We start from the raw sequence: 18,398 nt of genomic DNA on the forward strand, positions 1-18,398 counted from the left end.
AATCAAAAATGACTGATTTCCGGCAATCAACCGTTTCCGTTTCAGTATTAGGGATCAGCCGAAGAGATTTACGGGCTTGACGATGTCCGCGTAGATCAGCAGGGCGCTCATGCCCATCAGCAAGGCCGCCACCACGTACGTCACGGGGAGCAGTTTGGCGATGTCAAAGGCCCCCGGGTCCGGCTTGCCAAACAGCTTTGCAACCCATCGCCGGGCACCTTCGTACAGCGCACCGGCAACGTGGCCGCCGTCGAGCGGCAAAAGCGGGATCAGGTTGAAGACGGCCAAGGCGAAGTTCAGCCCTGCCAGCAGCCCGATCAGGGTGGCCACCCGGGACTGGACCGGGATTTCCTCCATGGCGGCGACTTCGCCGGCCACCCGGCCGACGCCCACCACGCTGATGGGACCGTTGGGATCGCGGGGCTCTTCACTGAAGGCAGCCTTCGCCACGCCCACCACGCGGGCGGGCAGGTTGAAGATGACGCCGGCAACCTGCCGGATGTTCTCCCCCGCCATGGGCAGGACGGTCGACGCCGGCTGGGGCACCAGTTCAGTGTGTGCGCCGATTCCCAGGAAGCCGACGTCCTGGTACCGGAGGTTGCCGGCGTCGTCCGTCTCCTGCCGGCCGTCCACCCCGATGATGGGCCGGGCGGACAAAACGGGAGTCACCGTTGTGGAGAGGGGGGCGCCGTCGCGCTCCACGGTGATGGCTACCTCGCGGCCGGCGGAGGCGCGGATCCACTCGGTCAGCTGGTCCCAGCTGGTGACGTCCTTGCCGTCGAAGGACGTCACGGTGTCATTGGGCTGCAGTCCTGCGGCGGCGGCAGGCGTCAGCCGGCAGTCCGCGGAGTCGGGGTCCACCGTTTCGCCCGCCGCCACCTGGCACTTGGAAACGTCAGAGATGGTGGTGGTGGCCGTTGCCATTCCGAAGCCCATCAGCAGGACGGCCGTCAGGATGAGGCCGAGGACCATGTTCATGGCCGGTCCGCCGAGCATCACGATGATCTTTTTCCAGACCGGAAGCCGGTAGAAGACGCGGTTTTCGTCGCCCGGGCCAACTTCCTCATGCGCCATGGACCGGGCTTCGGTGGCCAGGGTCTGGAACATTCCCGTGCTGGACGGGCGGACCGATCCGTCGTCCTTGTTGGGCGGGTACATGCCGATCATGGACACGTAGCCGCCCAGCGGAATGACCTTCACGCCGTACTCGGTTTCGCCCCTCCGTTTCGACCACAGGGTGGGGCCGAAGCCGATCATGTACTTGGTCACGCGCACCTTGAAGAGCTTGGCGGGCACCAGGTGGCCCACTTCGTGGAGCGCGATGGAGGCGGCGATGCCGATGGCCACAAAGACGACGCCGAGGATAAAAAGGAGAACGGGGGTCATGGAGGTGCTTGCTGCTTCCTAGAGACTGCTGACTGCTAAACGTTCGTGGGCGCGGGCGCGTGCCCAGCTCTCAGCATCGAGCACGGATTCCACCGTGAGCCGGGAAGAACCTGCATGTTCGCTGAGCACGGCGTCCACCGTGTCCACGATGTCGGTGAACCGGATGCGGCCGGCGTGGAAAGCCGCCACGGCTTCCTCATTGGCTGCGTTGAAGACTGCCGGGAAGGTGCTGCCCTGCCTGGCGGCATCCTTGGCGAGATCGACGGCGGGGAAAGCGGTCACGTCCAGCGGCTCGAAGGTCCAGGTGGCCGCCTTGGTCCAGTCGCAGGCGGCCGCAGCCTTGGGCACCCTGTCCGGCCACCCCAGCCCCAGCGCAATGGGCAGGCGCATGTCCGGGGGCGAGGCCTGGGCAATGACGGAGCCGTCGATGAACTGGACCATCGAATGCACCACGGACTGCGGGTGGACCACAACGTCTATCCGGTCCAGCGGAACATCGAAGAGCAGGTGCGCCTCAATCACTTCGAGGCCTTTGTTGACGAGCGTGGCTGAGTTGGTGGTGACCATAACGCCCATGTCCCAGGTGGGATGGGCCAGCGCTTCGTCCGGGGTGACACCGTGCAGTTCCTCACGGCTCCTGCCCCGGAACGGGCCTCCGGACGCGGTGAGGATAAGTTTTTCCACTTCACCGACCGTGCCGGACCGCAGGCATTGGGCAATCGCGGAGTGCTCTGAGTCCACGGGGACAATCTGGCCGTCCCGGGCCGCTGCCTTGACCATCTCCCCGCCCACAATGAGGGACTCCTTGTTGGCCAGGGCCAGTGTGGCGCCGGACTTGAGCGCCGCCAGGGTGGGGGCCAGTCCTATTGAACCCGTGATGCCGTTGAGCACCACGTCCGCCTCGATTTCCGCAATGCGGGTGGAGGCGTCGGGGCCGGACACGATCTGGGGCCGGTAGCCGGACTTTCCCGCAGCGGCGGCCGCCTGGTCGATCAGGGCGGCCAGGCTTCGCGGATCACCGCCGGCGATTCCCACGGCTGCAGCTCCCGTATGCACCGCCTGCCGGGCGAGGAGTTCCAGGTTGCCGCCGCCTGCGCTGAGTGCCACGACCTCGAAAAGGTGCGGGGCGCCGTCGACGACGTCAATCGCCTGGGTGCCGATGGAACCGGTGGATCCGAGGAGGACGACTCTGCGTGGCTGCATTGGTTAAGTATCCCGCACCTCCTTGACCGGCTGCGCCTTGACCTCGGCACGGCCCGGCGTAACGTGGATGCCGTGGACTGGCTGTCTTGGTTCGATGCGCCGGAATACGAGTTCGCCCGGCAAGTGCTGCAGCGGGGCATCGCCGCGCTCTACTTCGTGGCGTTCCTGTCCTCGCTGAATCAGTTCCCCGCGCTGCTGGGTGAGCGCGGACTTCTCCCGGCACCGGAATACCTGGGCGGCTTCAGCAGGCTGCGCCGGCCCACCCTCTTCCGCTGGCGCTACTCCGACGGCCTGCTGCGGGCCGTCTGCGCAACGGGGCTTGTGATATCGGCGCTGCTGGTGGCCGGACTCCCGCAAATGGGACCTCCCTGGGTGCCGCTGATCGCGTTCCTGTCCCTCTGGCTGCTGTACATGTCCATCGTGAACGTGGGCCAGACGTTCTACGGATTCGGCTGGGAGATGCTCCTCCTTGAAGCGGGCTTCACCGCGGCGTTCCTCGGTTCTGACCAGACGGACCCGCCCCGGACCATCCTGATCCTGATCGTGTGGCTGGTGTTCCGGCTGGAATTCGGCGCCGGGATGATCAAGATCCGCGGCGGCCGGGAGTGGCGCGACCTGACCGCGCTGTACTACCACCATGAGACGCAGCCAATGCCCGGTCCGCTCAGCCGGCAGGCGCATCTGCTGCCCAAGCCCCTCCACAAGGTGGAAGTGCTGGGCAACCATTTCGCCCAGCTGGTGGTCCCGTTCCTGCTGTTCGCTCCCCAGCCGGTGGCCAGCGTGGCCGCGGCGATCGTCATCCTCACCCAGCTGTGGCTGGTGGCCACCGGCAACTTCGCCTGGTTGAACTGGATCGCCATCGTGCTGGCGTTCGCCGCCGTCAGCGATCCGGCTGCCCACGCCGTCCTGCCGGCCATCCCTCTGGACTGGCACGGGGCGGGCGTGGCGCGGGAAACTCCGCTCTGGTGGCTGGTCATCACGCTCGCTGCCACCCTGTTGCTGGTGGTGCTCAGTTACTGGCCGCTCCGGAACCTGTTCTCCCGCGGGCAGCTGATGAATGCGAGCTTCAACCGCTGGCAGCTGGTGAACACCTACGGGGCGTTCGGGACTGTCACCAAGCAGCGCATCGAGATCGTGGTGGAGGGCACCCTGGACGACGACCCCGATGAGTCCTCCGACTGGCGTGAGTACGGCTTCAAGGGAAAGCCCGGGGATGTGCGCCGGGTTCCCCGCCAGTACGCCCCCTACCACCTGCGGCTGGACTGGCTCATGTGGTTCCTGCCGCTGCGGACGGTGCACGAGGAGTGGTTCTACGCGTTCCTCGGCAAGCTCCTGGAGGCGGACCGGAAGACCCTGCGGCTCCTGCGCCATGACCCGTTCGACGGCGGGGCGCCCCGCTGGGTGCGCGTCCTCAGCTACCACTACCGCTTCGCCACCCGCAAGGAGTTCCGGGAGACGGGGAACCGGTGGGTCCGTACCCGGCTCTACGAGGCCATCCCGCCGATCTCCCTCCGGCGGTCGCAAGGCCGGCGAAGGTGAGCGGCCGGCCAACGCGGGAACCGGCGTCGGCCTCCACGGCGGCCTTGTCCCGGCAGGGCTTTTAGGCGTGCTCCCCCGCCCGGCGGATGATGGCCTCGGCGTGCTTCAGGATGGGCCCGTCGATCATCTTTCCCTCGTGCTGGAAAACACCGGAACCGGCGGTCCGCGCAGCCTGCAGCAGGGCTGAGGCCGCGGCCACGTCCGCTTCGGAAGGAGCGTAGGCGCCCCGCACCACAGCGGCCTGGCTGGGGTGGATGCAGGCTTTGGAACTGAAGCCGGACGCAACGGCGTCAGCCGCTTCCGCCGCCAGCCCTGTGAGATCCGGGATGTTGACATACACGGCGTCCACCGCTTCCTTGCCAAAGGCGCGGGCAGCCAGCAGCACCGATGACCGGGCATGGAGGGCCACGGCCCGGTAGCCGCCGTCGTCACCGCGGCTGGATATACCGCCCAGGGTTGCCAGGAGGTCCTCGGCTCCCCACATCAGCGCCACCACGTTGGGGGCGGCGGCAATGGCCGGCGCATTCAGGATGCCGAGGGCAGTCTCACAAAGTGCGATGACCTGGTAGGCCTCAAGCGCTTTCAACTGCTCGGCATTTTCCGCCTTTGCCAGCATGACCGTGCGGTAGGGCGTGTGCGCCAGGGAGTGCAGATCCTTTTCGAATTCCTCGGTCCCGGCCGGGTTCACCCTGATGATGGTCCGGCTGGGATCCAGTTCCGGGACGTCGCCCGTGGCTCCCACCTGGGCAAGGATGGCGCCGCGGGCGCGCTGCTTGTCACCAGGGGCAACGGCGTCTTCGAGGTCCAGGATGACGGCGTCGGCGCGGGTGGCGGCCTTCTGGTAGCGTTCCGGCCGGTCAGCAGGGCAAAAGAGCAGGGCAGGGCCCATCACAAAGGTCATACCGGCATTGTCTCCTGTCCGTTGCCGGGCTGCCTGGTGTGTGCCTCGCGGGTCCACATCAGGCAGCTTCGGGTTGCGAGCGCCACTACGGCGCCGTCCTGGTTCCGGCCGGTGTGCTGCATGGTGACGATCCCCTGGCCCGGCCGCGATTGGGAGAGCCGCTTCCCGGCGATCACGGTCTCCGTATAGAGGGTGTCCCCGTGGTACAGCGGATGCGGGAAGGACACGTCGGTCAGGCCCAGCTGGGCGATGATGGTCCCCTGCGTCAACTGGGTGACGGACTGGCCCACCACCGTGGAAAGCGTGAACATGGAATTAACCAGCCGCTGGCCAAAGGGCTGGCCGGCGCTCCAGGCCGCGTCGAGGTGCAGGGCCTGCGTGTTCATGGTGAGGGTGGTGAACAGGACGTTGTCCGCCTCCGTCACCGTGCGGCCGGGACGGTGGGCGTAAACCACCCCTTCTTCCAGTTCATCGAAGTACAGCCCGCGCTGCTCGATGACGCGTGGGGCGCCGGAGGCAGAGCCCGTGGCGGGACCGGTGGTTGAGCCTGTCGAAAGCTCGTTCCCGGTCATACCGTGAGTTCCTGGTCTTCCTCGAACAGCTCGGCACCGGTGGCCGCGGCAACGTCCTCAGCGGAAACGTTGGGTGCCAGTTCACGCAGCACCAGGCGCGATCCTGACGTGTCCTTGACGACGTCGATGACGGCGAGGTCAGTAATGATCCGGTCCACGCACCCCTTGCCGGTCAGCGGGAGCGAGCACTCCTGGACGATCTTGGGCCTGCCGCTGCGGTCCACGTGCTCCATCATCACGATGACCTTCTTGGCGCCAAACACCAGGTCCATGGCCCCGCCCATGCCCTTGACCATCTTGCCCGGGATCATCCAGTTGGCCAGGTCGCCGTTCGCTGCCACCTCCATGGCTCCCAGGACGGCTACGTCCACGTGGCCGCCCCGGATCATCCCGAAGGACGATGCAGAGTCAAAAAATGCTGAGCCCTTGTTGACGGTGACGGTTTCCTTGCCGGCATTGATCAGGTCGGGGTCCACGGCATCCTCCGCCGGATAAGGGCCGACGCCGAGGATTCCGTTTTCGGAGTGCAGCACCACTTCCACACCGGCGGGAATGTAGTTGGGGATCAGCGTGGGCATCCCGATTCCGAGGTTCACGTACTGGCCGTTGCTGAGCTCCCTGGCCACCCGGGCGGCCAGTTCGTTGCGCGTCCAGCCTTTGGTTTCGGCTTCGCCTGCCGCATCGCCGGTGGCGGCGTGCTGCTGGGAGGGTGCGCGGCGGTACTCGGGGCGGACGCCTTCGGGCCGCGGAGCGTAGGGGCTGTTCGGATCCATGGCTAAGCTCCTGCCTGCTGGTTGCTGCCGGGTCCCTGGACGGAACCTCCTCCGGAGGCCGGGGCCGCCAGCGCCACGGTCCGCTTTTCAATGCGTTTCTCGGCGTTGGAAGCCAGGACTACCCGCTGCACGAAAATACCGGGGGTGTGGATGTGTTCCGGGTCCAGTTCGCCCGGCTCCACAAGTTCTTCCACCTCGGCGATGGTGATGCGGCCGGCCATGGCGCAGAGCGGGTTGAAGTTCATGGCGGTGGCGTGGAATACGAGGTTGCCGTGCCGGTCGCCCTTCCACGCGTGGACCAGCCCGAAGTCCGGCGTCAAGGCCTCCTCCAGCACGTAGTCAACCCCGGCGAAGGAGCGCACCTCCTTCGGTTCCGATGCCACCGCGATCCCGCCGTCGGCGTCGTACTTTTGCGGCAGGCCGCCGTCGGAAACCTGCGTGCCCACACCCGCCTTGGTGAAGAAGGCAGGGATCCCGGCGCCGCCGGCCCGCAGCTTCTCCGCGAGGGTGCCCTGCGGCGTGAGGACCACTTCCAGCTCCCCGGCCAGGTATTGGCGGGCAAACTCTTTGTTCTCGCCCACATAGGAGCTGATGGTGCGGCGGATGCGCCCGTCCCGGAGCAGGATGCCCAACCCCCAGTCGTCCACACCGCAGTTGTTGCTGACCGTTTCCAGTCCGGAGGTGCCGGCACGGTGCAAGGCGTCGATGAGGGTGACCGGAATTCCACAGAGTCCGAACCCGCCCACGGCCAGGGAGGCGCCGTCCGGGATGTCCGCCACTGCTTCGTCGGCGCTGGCAACAACCTTGTTGATCATCGTTGGTCCTTTCAAGGGTCTCGACAGGCTCGACCACCGGGACAGTCTGGACCGCCGGACGGCATTGCCGGCCAGCGGACCCGCTAAAGTCCCAGTTCGCGGGCGATCAGCATCAGCTGGACCTCCGTGGTGCCCTCCCCCACTTCAAGGATCTTGGAGTCGCGGTAGTGGCGTGCCACGGTGAACTCGTTGATGAAGCCATAGCCGCCGAATACCTGGGTGGCATCCCGCGCGTTGTCCATGGCCGCCTCGCCTGCGACCATCTTAGCGATGGCCGCCTGCGTCTTGAACGGCTTTCCGGCGAGCATCCGGGCGGCTGCATCGTAGTAGGCCAGGCGGGCGGTGTGGGCCCTGGCCTCCATGCGGGCGATCTTGAAGGAGATGGCCTGGTACTTGCCGATTTCCTGGCCGAAGGCCCTGCGCTCCTTGGCGTATTTGACGGAAAGGTCCGCACAGCCCTGGGCGGCCCCGGTGGCAAGGGCCGCGATGGCGATGCGGCCCTCGTCCAGGATGGAAAGGAAGTTGGCGTAGCCGCGGCCCTCGGCACCCAGCAGGTTTCCTTCCGGGACGCGGACGTCCTTTAGCGTGAGCGGGTGGGTGTCAGAGGCGTTCCAACCCACTTTGTTGTAGGGCTTTTCCGCCTTGAAGCCGGGCGTGTCAGTGGGCACCAGGATGGTGGAGATCTCTTTCTGCACGCTGCCGTCCGGGCGCTCCTTCTGTCCGGTGACGGCGGTGACCGTCACCAGCCGGGTGATGTCCGTCCCGGAGTTGGTGATGAACTCCTTGTTGCCGTTGATCACCCACTGGCCGCCCTCGCGCCGGGCGTGGGTCTTGGTGCCGCCGGCGTCTGACCCGGCTTCGGGTTCCGTCAGCCCAAAGCCGGCGAGCGCCTGGCCGGACGCCAGCATGGGCAGCCATTCCTCCTTCTGGGCGTCTGTGCCGAAGCGGTATACCGGCATGGCGCCCAGGGAGACGCCGGCTTCCAGGGTGATGGCCACGGACTGGTCAACCCGGCCCAGCTGTTCCAATGCCAGGGCGAGGGCGAAGTAGTCCCCGCCCATTCCCCCGAACTCCTCCGGGAAGGGCAGGCCGAAGAGGCCCATCTCCGCCATCTGCTTCACCACGTCGTAGGGGAAGCTGTGCTCCTCGTCGTGCTTGGCCGATACCGGGGCCACCACGGTGTCCGCGAAGTCGCGGACGGTGTCGCTGAGGTCCTGGTATTCCTCGGTAAGTTCAAAACCTGCCATGTCTAGGCTCCTTTGCCATTCATCAAACTGTCTTGTGGCTGTTCCGGGGTGGCGGCCGGATGGATGGTGGCCAGGATCTGGTCCGCCTTCACCAGGTCTCCGGGCCGGGCGGTGAGGTGCACCGTCCCTGCCAGCGGTGCCAGGAGCTGGTGTTCCATCTTCATGGCCTCCACCGAAGCCAGGACCTGGCCGGCTTCGACGGCGTCCCCGTCGGCCACCGGGACGGACACCACGGTGCCGGGCATCGGTGAACGCACGGCCGGGTCAGCGGCTCCTTCCTCCCGCTGGATCGCCGCCAGGACCCGTTCGAGCCGCGCCTCACGGCTCAGCACCTCCAGCCGGCAGGACCAGCCTTCGTTGCCGAGGAACAGTTCCAAGGGGGCGTCCGACGGCGGGGTCCCCGGCTCCCTCTCGCCGGGTTCCCGAGTGCGACGTCCCGGGGTGCCGTGTTCCGGGAAGGATGGCCCTGGGTGGACTGGCCCTGGGTAGACCGGAGCCAGCGCATACTCGTGGACTTCGCCGTCGAGGGCCAGCTCCGCGTGGCCCCGCCGGGAAATGCGGAACGAGGCAGTCCGGCGGGCACCGCCGTCGACCGTCACGACGCTGTCTCCCGCGGCGGAACTGCCGCTGACCGCAACGGTGGCCACGCCGCCGTCGGGCGTTCCGAGGCTCACCCGCCGGGGAGCGGGAGCTCCCAGCCGCCAGCCATTACCGGCGTGCCAGGGACCGGCCGACTGTGGGGCCCGGTCACCGGCTTGGACAACGAAGAGTGCAGCGGCCACCAGCTCGGCCTCATCGACGCGCCGGAAAGCAAAGCCAGGCAGCTTCCGCTCAATGAGGCCGGTGTCCAGGTGGCCGTCCTTGACGTCGGGATCGTTGATCAGGAGCCGAAGGTACTCCACATTGGTGTCCAGGCCCAGCGCGGTGTAGCCGGCGAGCGCCGAATCCAGCGTGTCCAGTGCGGTTGCCCGGTCCGCACCCCAGGCGATGACCTTGCCAATCATCGGGTCGTAGCTCGACGACAGCTGCAGCCCTTCGACCAGTGACGAATCCACCCGGACGCGTCCTTCCCCTCCGTCCGGCAACTCATCAAGCAGGTAGACCCGCCCAGTGGACGGCAGGAAGTTCTTTTCCGGCACTTCGGCGTACACACGTGCCTCCACGGCGTGGCCTTCCAGTACGACGTCGGCCTGCTGGACGGTCAGTTCCTCACCCGCGGCAATCCGCACCTGCCATTCAACGAGGTCGACGCCCGTGACCATCTCCGTGACCGGGTGCTCAACCTGGAGGCGGGTGTTCATCTCCATAAAGAAGAACTCGTCCGGGGCGTCATCGGAGACCAGGAACTCCACGGTTCCGGCACCGCTGTAGTTCACGCTGCGGGCGGCGTTGCAGGCGGCCTCGCCGATGCGGGCCCGGACTTCCGGCCCGTTAGGGAGGTTTTCCAGCAAGGGCGACGGGGCTTCTTCGATCACTTTCTGGTGCCGCCGCTGCAGGGAGCATTCGCGTTCGCCAAGGTGGATGACGTTGCCGTGGTTGTCCGCCAGTACCTGGACCTCAATATGCCGCGGGGTGGTCACCAGCCGTTCCAGGAACAGGGTGTCGTCACCGAACGCGCTGGCCGCCACCCGCCGGGCAGTCGGAAGGACTCCGGGAAGGTCTTCCGGTGTTTCCACCGCGTGCATGCCTTTGCCGCCGCCTCCCGCGGAGGGCTTGATCAGGAGCGGAAATCCGATGGCGGCGGCAGCCTCCACCAAGTCAGCGTCCGTCATGCCCGGGCGCGCCACGCCGGGAACCACCGGGACGCCGTAGCCCGCCACGTGGTTCTTGGAGCGGATCTTGTCCCCCATGATGTTCAGGGCTTCAACGCCTGGCCCGATGAACGTGATGCCGGCCTTTTCCAGAGCACGGGCAAACTCAACGTTCTCGCTCAGGAAGCCGTAGCCCGGGTGCACAGCCTCGGCGCCGGTCTGCCGGCAGGCCCCGATGACCGCCTCGATGTTCAGGTAGCTCTCGGCGGCGGCCGCCGGGCCGATCCGCACGGCCGAGTCAGCTTCGCGGACGTGCCGGGCGCCGGCGTCGGCATCGCTGTACACGGCCACCGAGCGGATGCCCAGGGCGCGGAGGGTCCTGATGACGCGGCACGCGATTTCTCCGCGGTTCGCCACCAGGACCGTGCCGAACAACGGTTGGCGGGCGGCGGCCGCGCCGGGTGCGGTGATGCTCGTCGTTGAGTGCAGGGTCATGGCTGGCTCACATCCGGAAGAGGCCGAAAGAGGTTTCCGGCAAGGGGGTACGGGAGACGACGTCCAGGGCCAGGCCCAGGACGGTGCGGGTATCCGCGGGGTCGATGACGCCGTCGTCCCAGAGCCGGGCCGTGGAGTAGTACGGGCTGCCCTGGTCCTCATATTGCCGGCGGATGGGGGCCTTGAACTCTTCCTCATCCCGGGCTGACCATTCCTCACCGGCCGCTTCGTACTGGTCCCGCTTCACAGTGGCCAGCACGCTTGCCGCCTGGTTGCCGCCCATCACCGAGATCCGGGCTGCCGGCCACATCCAGAGGAACCGCGGCGAATAGGCGCGGCCGCACATGGAGTAGTTGCCGGCGCCGAAGGAACCACCGATCACCACCGTCAACTTGGGGACCCTGGCGGTGGCCACGGCCGTGACCATTTTTGCCCCGTTCTTGGCGATGCCGCCCTGCTCCGCGTCCCTGCCCACCATGAAGCCCGAGATGTTCTGCAGGAACACCAGGGGGATGCCGCGCTGGTCGCAAAGCTCAATGAAGTGTGCGCCTTTGAGGGACGACTCGCTGAACAGCACGCCGTTGTTGGCCACGATGCCCACTGGATGGCCGTGGAGGCGGGCGAAGCCGGTGACCAGGGTGGTGCCGTAGTCCTTCTTGAACTCGTGGAACCTGCTTCCGTCAATCAGCCTGGCGATGACCTCATGGACGTCGTAGGGGGCGTTGACGTCCGTGGGGACAGCGCCGTACAGCTCCTCTGTGTCCGCGGCGGGCCCGACGACGGGTTCCACGTCCCACGCGGGGGCCGCCGGTTTGGGCAGCGTGGCCACGATGTCGCGGATGATCTGCAGGGCGTGGTCGTCGTTTTCCGCCAAATGGTCGGTCACCCCCGAGATCCGCGAATGCACGTCCCCGCCGCCGAGCTCCTCGGCCGTGACAATTTCGCCGATGGCGGCCTTCACCAGCGGCGGGCCGCCCAGGAAGATGGTGCCCTGGTTGCGGACAATGACGGTTTCATCGCTCATGGCCGGGACGTACGCGCCGCCGGCAGTGCAGGAGCCCATCACCGCGGCGATCTGCGGGATTTTTGCCGCTGAGAGGTGCGCCTGGTTGTAGAAGATGCGGCCGAAGTGGTCCCTGTCCGGAAAAACCTCGTCCTGCTTCGGCAGGAAAGCCCCGCCCGAATCAACCAGGTAGATGCACGGCAGCCGGTTCTCGAGTGCGACTTCCTGGGCCCGCAGGTGCTTCTTGACGGTCATCGGATAGTAGGTGCCGCCTTTAACCGTGGCGTCATTGGAGATCACCAGGACGTGGCGCCCGTGCACCAGGCCTATGCCGGCGATGACCCCCGCGCCGGGAGCTTCGCCGTTGTACATCCCGGTGGCGGCGAGGGGTGCAATTTCGAGGAAGGGGCTGCCGTCATCCAGCAGCTGGTCGATGCGCTCGCGGGGCAGGAGTTTTCCCCTTGCCACGTGGCGTTCCCGGGACTTCTGGGGACCCCCCAGGGCGGCGTCTGCCAACCGTTTCCGCAGGTCCTCCGCCAGCTGGAGCTGGGCTTCGCGGTTGGCACCGAATGCCTCGCTGCTGGGGTCCAGCAGGCTGACAAGGGTCTCCATCGACGGGTCCATTCCTGTGCACACCAGGCCGGCAGGAGCCAACTCGGTTAGTGACCAATAACTGAAATTCAGGTTAGTCTCTATTAACTGTGATGTCCAACACAGAGGCGTCTTGCTAGAATCTGCGGGTCCGAGGAGGAAATGTGCGCAGCACCGACGCAACGCAGACCAGCGAACGCACGCCGGCCCAGCAAAGCAGTACCACCCAGCACGGCAGTGCAACCCAGCAGGGCACTGCAGCCCAGCAAGGCACTGCAGCCCAGCGGAGCAGTTCAACCCAGCGCAGCAGTTCAACCCAGCGCAGCAAGGCGAAGGAGAACCGCCGCCAGGCGCTGCTGACGGCCGCCGCCTCCCTGTTTGCCGTGAACGGCTTCAACCGGGTGTCGCTGGAGGACCTCGGAGCAGCCGCAGGCGTCAGCGGCCCGGCCGTGTACCGTCATTTCCCCGGCAAGCAGGCTGTCCTGGCGGATCTTCTGGTGACCGTGAGCGAAGAGCTGCTGGACGGCGGCCGCAAAGTGGTGGAGGACAATCCGGACCCCCTGACCGCGCTGCAGCAGCTGGTGGAGTTCCAGGTGGACTTTGCCTTGGGCAAGCCTGACGTGATCCGGGTACAGGACCGGGATTTCAGCAACCTGTCCGAGCAGGACCAGTCGGCGGTGCGGACCCTCCAGCGCAGCTATGTGGAGCTGTGGGTGGGCGTGCTCGCCAGGCTGCACCCCGGCACCGATACCTCGGAGCTCCGGGTGCGCGCGCACGCTACTTTCGGCCTCATCAACTCCACGCCCCATTCAGTGCGCAGCCACGGCCGCAGGATCGCGGCCGCTGCTGCCCGGCCGCTGCTTGAGGGGATGGCGCTGGCGGCCCTCACGGTAGACAACCCGGCGGATATGTAGCCGCCGGCCGGCGTCCCGGGCAACGACGGCCCGGCCCCGCATGAACGGTGCCGGGCAGCACCGCCTATGCGGGCAGGGGACGCGTGTGCTGGCTGCAGCAGGAGCCCGTACCTAGACCATGGCCAGGACCATGCCGGGTTCGGCCAGGATGGCCCCGACGTCGGCCAGGAACCTCGATCCCTGTTCGCCGTCCACGAGGCGGTGGTCGAAGGACAGGCTGAGCGTCATGATCTGCCGCAGGGCCACCTCGCCACGGTATTCCCACGGCATGGTCCGCACGGCGCCGACGGCAAGGATGGCCGCTTCCCCCGGGTTGAGGATGGGTGTGCCGGCGTCGATGCCGAAGACGCCGATATTCGTGATCGAAACAGTTCCCCCGGAGAGGTCCGCCGGAGTGGTCTTTCCCGCACGGGCAGTTTCGGTGAGGGCCGTCAACGCTTCAGCCAGCTGCGCAAGGGACATTGCATCGGCATCCTTGATGTTCGGCACCGTCAGTCCGCGCGGTGTGGCTGCCGCAATGCCCAGGTTCACGTAGTTGAAGGTGACGATCTCCTGGTTCGCTTCATCCCAGCGGGCATTCAGGGCGGGATTCCGCCGCAGGGCGATAAGCACTGCCTTCGCCGCCAGGGTCAGGGGCGTCAGCTTCAAGGCCGAGAATTCCCGGCTGCCCTTGAGCCTGCCGAGGAGCTCCATGGCCGGAGTGACGTCGACGGTGAGGAACTCCGTGACGTGCGGGGCGGTGAAGGCACTTTCCACCATCGCTGCGGCCGTAAATTTCCGGACACCCTTGATGGGGGTCCGGGTTTCCCGCTCCCCCGCCCCGGTTTCCCGGCCGCCCGGAACCGGCTGTCCGGCACCCTGGACCTCGGCCGACGCGCCGCTCAGGTAGGCCTGCACGTCCTCCCGGGTAATAAGCCCGGACGGGCCAGTGCCGGTGACTGCCGCCAGGTCCACGCCGAGGTCCTTGGCCAGCTTGCGCACCGGCGGAGTGGAGCGGGGCCGCTCACCCGGCGTCGTTTCGGCAAACCGGATTTCGACAGGCACGGTTTGGACAGGCCTGGTTTCGACCGGCCTGGTTTCGACAGGCTCAACCACCGGGGCGGCGAAGTTCCGTGGCCGGCGGGTGGGGCGTCCGGAACTTTCGACGACGGCGCCGTACCCCACCAGGTTCGGTTGCCTCTTAGGCGCCTCCCCTTCCGCTTCCCGGACCCCGGCGGCAGTGTCACCTGACGCGGAAGGTGGCGTGCCGGCGTCGTCCGTCACTTCAAACGACACGATCGGTTTGCCCACCTCGACGATGGTTCCGGGCTGTTCGTGGAGCTCCTTGATGACTCCGGCGAACGGTGACGGCAGTTCCACCACTGCCTTGGCAGTTTCTACTTCGGCGATCACCTGGTTCAGGGTGACAGTGTCGCCCACTCCCACCTTCCAGCTGAGGATCTCGGACTCGGTGAGTCCTTCGCCCAGGTCCGGGAGCCGGAATTCCTTGATCATGGTGACGCTCATCCTTCCAGCCCGCTGAGGGAGTTGGGCCTGCCGAGGGCCCGGTCCACTCCGTCGAGGATGCGGTCCAGGCCGGGCAGGTGGTGCATCTCCAGCTTCGAATAGGGGTACGGAATGTCGAAGCCGGTGACCCGGACCGGTGCAGCTTCCAGGTGGTAAAAGCAGCGTTCCGTGATGCTTGCCGCCACCTCTGCCCCGAGTCCGCCTGATTGACCGGCTTCGTGGGTGATGACCAGGCGGCCGGTGCGCCGGACCGAGCCGACAACCGTGCCGTAATCGACGGGGGCCAGCGAGCGCAGGTCGATGACCTGGATGGAGATCCCCTCGTCCGCGGCGGCTGCAGCGGCGTCGAGGGCAGTTTTGACCAGGGGCCCATAGGCGACAAGGGTGACGTCGGTGCCTTCGGTGAGGACCCGTGCCTGGTCCATGGGTGCTGCGGTGCGGAAGTCAACGGCATCATCCACGTCGGCTTTGTCGTGGTAGCGGCGCTTGGGTTCGAAGTAGATGACGGGGTCGTCGCAGGAGATGGCCTGCTGGATCACGGTGCAGGCGTCCTGCGGGTTGGAAACGGTCACCACGCGCAGGCCGGAGGTGTGCGTGAAGTACGCTTCCGGTGATTCGGAATGGTGCTCGGGCGAGCCGATGCCCCCGCCGAACGGGACCCTGATGGTAATGGGCATCTTCACCGCGCCCCGCGTGCGGTAGTGCAGCTTGGCCACCTGGCTGACGATCTGGTCGAACGCGGGGTAGATAAAGCCGTCAAACTGGATTTCCACCACGGGCCGGTAACCCCGGTATGCGAGGCCGACGGCCGTCCCCACGATGGCGGATTCGGCGAGCGGGGTATCCACCACGCGGTGTTTCCCGAAGTCTTTCTGCAGCCCGTCCGTCACCCGGAAGACGCCCCCGAGGGTACCGATGTCCTCGCCGAGGAGGACTACCTTGGGATCGTTTTCGAGGGATTTGCGCAAGCCCGCGTTGATGGCACGGGCAAAGGTCATCTGGGTCATCAGCGTGCACCTTCTTCAGAAGTGGCCCCGGCGGGATCACCGAAGGAGGCCAGGTAACGGGCGTAGTGCTCCTGCTGCCGGTCCAGCCAGGAGTTGGGTGTGCTGTACACGTGCTTGAAGACGTCCAGCGGCTGCGGGTCCGGCATGGTGGTGCAGCCGTTGCGCATCTCGCGGGCCGCGGCGTCGGCCTTGTCCTTAACCTGCTGCTGCAGCTCGTCAGTCAGCAGCCCCTTCCGGCCCAGCAGGGCCGCCACCCGGCTGATCGGGTCCTTTGCCGCCCAGTCCTCGAGCTCGTTGGGGTCCCGGTACCGGGTTGGGTCATCGGCCGTGGTGTGCGGTCCCATCCGGTAGCTGACAGCTTCAATGAACGTGGGACCGCCCCCGCGGCGTGCCCGGTCAAGGGCAACGCGGGTCGCGGCCATCACGGCCAGGACATCGTTGCCGTCCACGCGCATGCTGGGGATTCCGAAGCCGGTGGCCCTGTCCGCGAGCTGGATGTGTGACTGGAGCCGCACGGGCTCGGAAATGGCCCAGTGGTTGTTCGTGCAGAAGAACACGACCGGAACCTGGAAGCTGGCGGCAAATACCATGGCCTCGTTGACGTCGCCCTCGCTGGTTGCGCCGTCCCCGAAATAGGTGACGGCTACGGAGTCGGCGCCGTCGTTCTGGATGCCCATGGCATAGCCGGTGGCGTGCAGCGTCTGGGCTCCGATGATGATCTGCGGGGTGGCCATGTTGACCGTGTAGGGATCCCACCCGGCTGATGCGTTGCCTCGCCAGACGCGGACCAGGTCCGTCAGATCCACGCCCCGGCAGTATGCCACGCCGTTTTCCCGGTAGCTGGAGAACACGAAGTCGTCGGGGCGCAAGGACCGGCCCGAACCGATCTGCGCCGCCTCCTGGCCAAGCAGCGGGGGCCAGAGCGCGAGTTCACCCTGGCGCTGCAGTGCCGTGGCTTCAACGTCGATGCGCCGGATGACGCTCATATCCTCGAACAGCGAGCACAGCTGTTCGTCCGTGATGTCCCTGACCCAGAAGTCGAATTCCGGATGGCTGACCCGTTCCCCGGAAGGGGTGATCAGCTGGACCAGCCCATGGGCAGGTCCGTGGGTACCCTGGGCGCTGTTGTGGGCCTTTGCACTGCCCTGGCCCGTTCCGTCTGTAGACACGATAGCCCGCAACCTTCTCACGTCGTTGACCTGCAGCGTTGGAACTTGTGGTCCCCTGATCCGCAGGCCTCCCGGGCGCCGTTGCCCCGAATATTGTGACCCTACTCACAATGCTCAGGAGGTACAACCACCGCGGCGCCTACTGAGCACAATGCTCTGTTTGGCGGCGCAGGACCGTGCTAGCGTTGCGCATTATGCAAGCTCTGGATGGCACCGACACCCGCCTCCTTTCGGCCCTGGCACAGGACCCCCGCAGAACGGTGGTGGCACTCGCCCAGAAGCTTGGCCTGTCCCGGAACACGGTGCAGGCCCGGATGTCCCAGCTGGAGAAAAAGCACGTCTTCCTGTCCTTCGAACGGCGCATCAATCCAGCCTCGCTGGGTTATCCGCTGATGGCGTTCATCTCTGTGCACGTCCAGCAGCAGAAGCTCACCCGGCTGGCCACGGAACTGGCCGATATCCCGGAAATCCTGGAAGGCTACGGCCTCACCGGATCCGCCGACCTGCTGCTGCGGGTGGTGGCACTGGACGCCGAAGACCTGTTCCGCATCAACGGGAAGATCCTTGCGTGCGACGGCGTGGACCGGACAGACACCGCGCTGGCCATGGGTGAACTCATCCCCTTCCGGGTGCAGCCCCTCCTGGACCGGGGTTCAGAGCGCAGCTAGCGGTGGCATGAATTACGACGGCGGGCGGCTGGTTTGGAGTACGGCGCCAGCGGCCCGGGTTATAGGCTGGTCCAAGATATCCGCCGGGACCGGAACGAAGGCTCCGCAACCAGGCGGTGCATGCACCACTTCGGAAAGGCCCCACCTTGAGCAGTCCCCAGGAACCGTACCAGCCGGGCAGCACCGGCTCCGGGCCCCAGCCGCTGCCCCAACAGCCGCAGCAGACCCCGGCCGGAAACCAGCCGGCGTACGGACAAACACCGTACGGACAGACACAATACGGGCAACCACAATACGGGCAACCACAGTACGCGCAACCACAACCCGAGCAGCCGGGATCCGGCCCGTTCGGCCTCCCCGGGGAGCCCCCGGCGAAAAGCCGGCGGAAGCTGTGGATCATCCTGGCAAGCATTGGCGGCGTCCTGCTGCTGGTGATCCTCGGCGTCATCATCCTTGTGAATGTGGCAGGCAGTGCCACCAACCAGGCCAAAGGCCTCGCCGACGGCTTCACCAAGCTGGTGATCGCAGGCGACAGCTCCAAAGCCTACGACGACTACCTGGACCCGGCGCTGCAGGAGCAGCTGTCCAAGGAATCCTTTATCGCCGGCATCGAAAGCCTGGGAATGGACGATACGTGCGAACCGGCCTACAACGATCTCCAGGTGGCCACGGAAAACGGCATTAAGTCCGCCGATGTTGCCGGCCTCATCACCTGCGACGGCAAGAACGTGGACCTCGCGTACCGGTTCGAGGGCACCGATGAGCTGAAGATGACCAACATCAAGCTGAGGCCCGCAGCGTAACCGGCCGCGTAAGGAAGGGTGATGATCTTTTACCCATCCACGCCCCTGCATGGTC

Annotated in this window: 16 protein-coding genes; 4 read left to right on the forward strand and 12 right to left on the reverse strand. The window is 66.4% G+C overall.

Annotated features, from left to right (window positions below; all coding sequences use genetic code 11):
- Positions 1–54: 54 nt before the first annotated feature.
- Together ACZ9BC_RS16675 and dxr are read right to left on the reverse strand one after the other, a co-directional pair.
- A complete protein-coding gene (locus tag ACZ9BC_RS16675) occupies positions 55–1,386 on the reverse strand; it encodes a M50 family metallopeptidase (protein ID WP_476246894.1) in 1,332 nt (443 codons plus the stop codon).
- An 18-nt stretch (positions 1,387–1,404) separates the two neighbouring features.
- Positions 1,405–2,589: a 1-deoxy-D-xylulose-5-phosphate reductoisomerase gene (dxr, locus tag ACZ9BC_RS16680; protein WP_476246895.1), complete on the reverse strand. Its 1,185-nt coding sequence runs from the start codon at positions 2,587–2,589 to the stop codon at positions 1,405–1,407.
- Between the two features lie 72 nt (positions 2,590–2,661).
- On the opposite strand from dxr, the gene ACZ9BC_RS16685 reads away from it, so the two are divergent.
- Entirely contained in the window at positions 2,662–4,128 is a 1,467-nt protein-coding gene (locus tag ACZ9BC_RS16685; protein ID WP_476246896.1) for a lipase maturation factor family protein, read from the forward strand.
- 61 nt (positions 4,129–4,189) lie between these two features.
- On the opposite strand, the gene ACZ9BC_RS16690 is transcribed toward ACZ9BC_RS16685, so the two are convergent.
- The 7 genes from ACZ9BC_RS16690 to ACZ9BC_RS16720 form a co-directional block, all read right to left on the reverse strand.
- The gene (locus tag ACZ9BC_RS16690; protein WP_476246897.1) at positions 4,190–5,029 is read right to left on the reverse strand and encodes an HpcH/HpaI aldolase/citrate lyase family protein; all 840 of its coding nucleotides are present in this window, start codon (positions 5,027–5,029) and stop codon (positions 4,190–4,192) included.
- Positions 5,026–5,601, reverse strand: coding sequence for a MaoC family dehydratase (locus tag ACZ9BC_RS16695; protein ID WP_476246898.1), 576 nt, complete (start codon positions 5,599–5,601; stop codon positions 5,026–5,028). Before ACZ9BC_RS16695 ends, ACZ9BC_RS16690 begins: the two co-directional genes overlap by 4 nt.
- The gene (locus ACZ9BC_RS16700) at positions 5,598–6,374 is read right to left on the reverse strand and encodes a CoA transferase subunit B (RefSeq protein WP_476246899.1); all 777 of its coding nucleotides are present in this window, start codon (positions 6,372–6,374) and stop codon (positions 5,598–5,600) included. The genes ACZ9BC_RS16695 and ACZ9BC_RS16700 overlap by 4 nt, the downstream gene beginning before the upstream one ends.
- Positions 6,375–6,376: 2 nt before the next feature.
- Complete coding sequence (locus ACZ9BC_RS16705; RefSeq protein ID WP_476246900.1) at positions 6,377–7,189, reverse strand: CoA transferase subunit A; 813 nt, start codon at positions 7,187–7,189, stop codon at positions 6,377–6,379.
- A gap of 83 nt (positions 7,190–7,272) precedes the next feature.
- Positions 7,273–8,436: an acyl-CoA dehydrogenase family protein gene (locus ACZ9BC_RS16710; protein WP_476246901.1), complete on the reverse strand. Its 1,164-nt coding sequence runs from the start codon at positions 8,434–8,436 to the stop codon at positions 7,273–7,275.
- Between the two features lie 2 nt (positions 8,437–8,438).
- Positions 8,439–10,682: an acetyl/propionyl/methylcrotonyl-CoA carboxylase subunit alpha gene (locus ACZ9BC_RS16715; protein ID WP_476246902.1), complete on the reverse strand. Its 2,244-nt coding sequence runs from the start codon at positions 10,680–10,682 to the stop codon at positions 8,439–8,441.
- A gap of 7 nt (positions 10,683–10,689) precedes the next feature.
- The gene (locus ACZ9BC_RS16720; protein ID WP_476246903.1) at positions 10,690–12,297 is read right to left on the reverse strand and encodes a carboxyl transferase domain-containing protein; all 1,608 of its coding nucleotides are present in this window, start codon (positions 12,295–12,297) and stop codon (positions 10,690–10,692) included.
- A gap of 143 nt (positions 12,298–12,440) precedes the next feature.
- Between ACZ9BC_RS16720 and ACZ9BC_RS16725 the strand changes: the two genes are divergently transcribed.
- Entirely contained in the window at positions 12,441–13,190 is a 750-nt protein-coding gene (locus ACZ9BC_RS16725; protein ID WP_476246904.1) for an SACE_7040 family transcriptional regulator, read from the forward strand.
- 111 nt (positions 13,191–13,301) lie between these two features.
- Here the strand turns inward: ACZ9BC_RS16725 and ACZ9BC_RS16730 are convergent, their stop codons facing one another.
- From ACZ9BC_RS16730 to pdhA, 3 genes are read right to left on the reverse strand one after another with little or no spacing between them, the layout of a single operon-like run.
- Entirely contained in the window at positions 13,302–14,684 is a 1,383-nt protein-coding gene (locus ACZ9BC_RS16730; protein WP_476246905.1) for a dihydrolipoamide acetyltransferase family protein, read from the reverse strand.
- Positions 14,685–14,692: 8 nt separating this feature from the next.
- The gene (locus tag ACZ9BC_RS16735; RefSeq protein WP_476246906.1) at positions 14,693–15,703 is read right to left on the reverse strand and encodes an alpha-ketoacid dehydrogenase subunit beta; all 1,011 of its coding nucleotides are present in this window, start codon (positions 15,701–15,703) and stop codon (positions 14,693–14,695) included.
- A complete protein-coding gene (gene pdhA / locus ACZ9BC_RS16740) occupies positions 15,703–16,872 on the reverse strand; it encodes a pyruvate dehydrogenase (acetyl-transferring) E1 component subunit alpha (RefSeq protein ID WP_476246907.1) in 1,170 nt (389 codons plus the stop codon). Before pdhA ends, ACZ9BC_RS16735 begins: the two co-directional genes overlap by 1 nt.
- A 194-nt stretch (positions 16,873–17,066) precedes the next feature.
- On the opposite strand from pdhA, the gene ACZ9BC_RS16745 reads away from it, so the two are divergent.
- Positions 17,067–17,540 carry an Lrp/AsnC family transcriptional regulator gene (locus ACZ9BC_RS16745; RefSeq protein WP_275726534.1) on the forward strand — a complete coding sequence of 158 codons (474 nt, stop codon included), beginning with the start codon at positions 17,067–17,069 and terminating at the stop codon, positions 17,538–17,540.
- A gap of 146 nt (positions 17,541–17,686) precedes the next feature.
- A complete protein-coding gene (locus tag ACZ9BC_RS16750; protein WP_476246908.1) occupies positions 17,687–18,343 on the forward strand; it encodes a hypothetical protein in 657 nt (218 codons plus the stop codon).
- Positions 18,344–18,398 lie beyond the last annotated feature (55 nt).

The organism is Pseudarthrobacter sp. TE3704 (assembly GCF_056279405.1).

Coding starts and splice junctions, on each gene's coding strand:
- ACZ9BC_RS16675 (WP_476246894.1), bottom strand. CDS start 1,386: ATGACCCCCGTTCTCCTTTTTATCCTCGGCGTCGTCTTTGTGGCCATC.
- dxr (WP_476246895.1), bottom strand. CDS start 2,589: ATGCAGCCACGCAGAGTCGTCCTCCTCGGATCCACCGGTTCCATCGGC.
- ACZ9BC_RS16690 (WP_476246897.1), bottom strand. CDS start 5,029: ATGACCTTTGTGATGGGCCCTGCCCTGCTCTTTTGCCCTGCTGACCGG.
- ACZ9BC_RS16695 (WP_476246898.1), bottom strand. CDS start 5,601: ATGACCGGGAACGAGCTTTCGACAGGCTCAACCACCGGTCCCGCCACG.
- ACZ9BC_RS16700 (WP_476246899.1), bottom strand. CDS start 6,374: ATGGATCCGAACAGCCCCTACGCTCCGCGGCCCGAAGGCGTCCGCCCC.
- ACZ9BC_RS16705 (WP_476246900.1), bottom strand. CDS start 7,189: ATGATCAACAAGGTTGTTGCCAGCGCCGACGAAGCAGTGGCGGACATC.
- ACZ9BC_RS16710 (WP_476246901.1), bottom strand. CDS start 8,436: ATGGCAGGTTTTGAACTTACCGAGGAATACCAGGACCTCAGCGACACC.
- ACZ9BC_RS16715 (WP_476246902.1), bottom strand. CDS start 10,682: ATGACCCTGCACTCAACGACGAGCATCACCGCACCCGGCGCGGCCGCC.
- ACZ9BC_RS16720 (WP_476246903.1), bottom strand. CDS start 12,297: ATGGAGACCCTTGTCAGCCTGCTGGACCCCAGCAGCGAGGCATTCGGT.
- ACZ9BC_RS16730 (WP_476246905.1), bottom strand. CDS start 14,684: ATGATCAAGGAATTCCGGCTCCCGGACCTGGGCGAAGGACTCACCGAG.
- ACZ9BC_RS16735 (WP_476246906.1), bottom strand. CDS start 15,703: ATGACCCAGATGACCTTTGCCCGTGCCATCAACGCGGGCTTGCGCAAA.
- ACZ9BC_RS16745 (WP_275726534.1), top strand. CDS start 17,067: ATGCAAGCTCTGGATGGCACCGACACCCGCCTCCTTTCGGCCCTGGCA.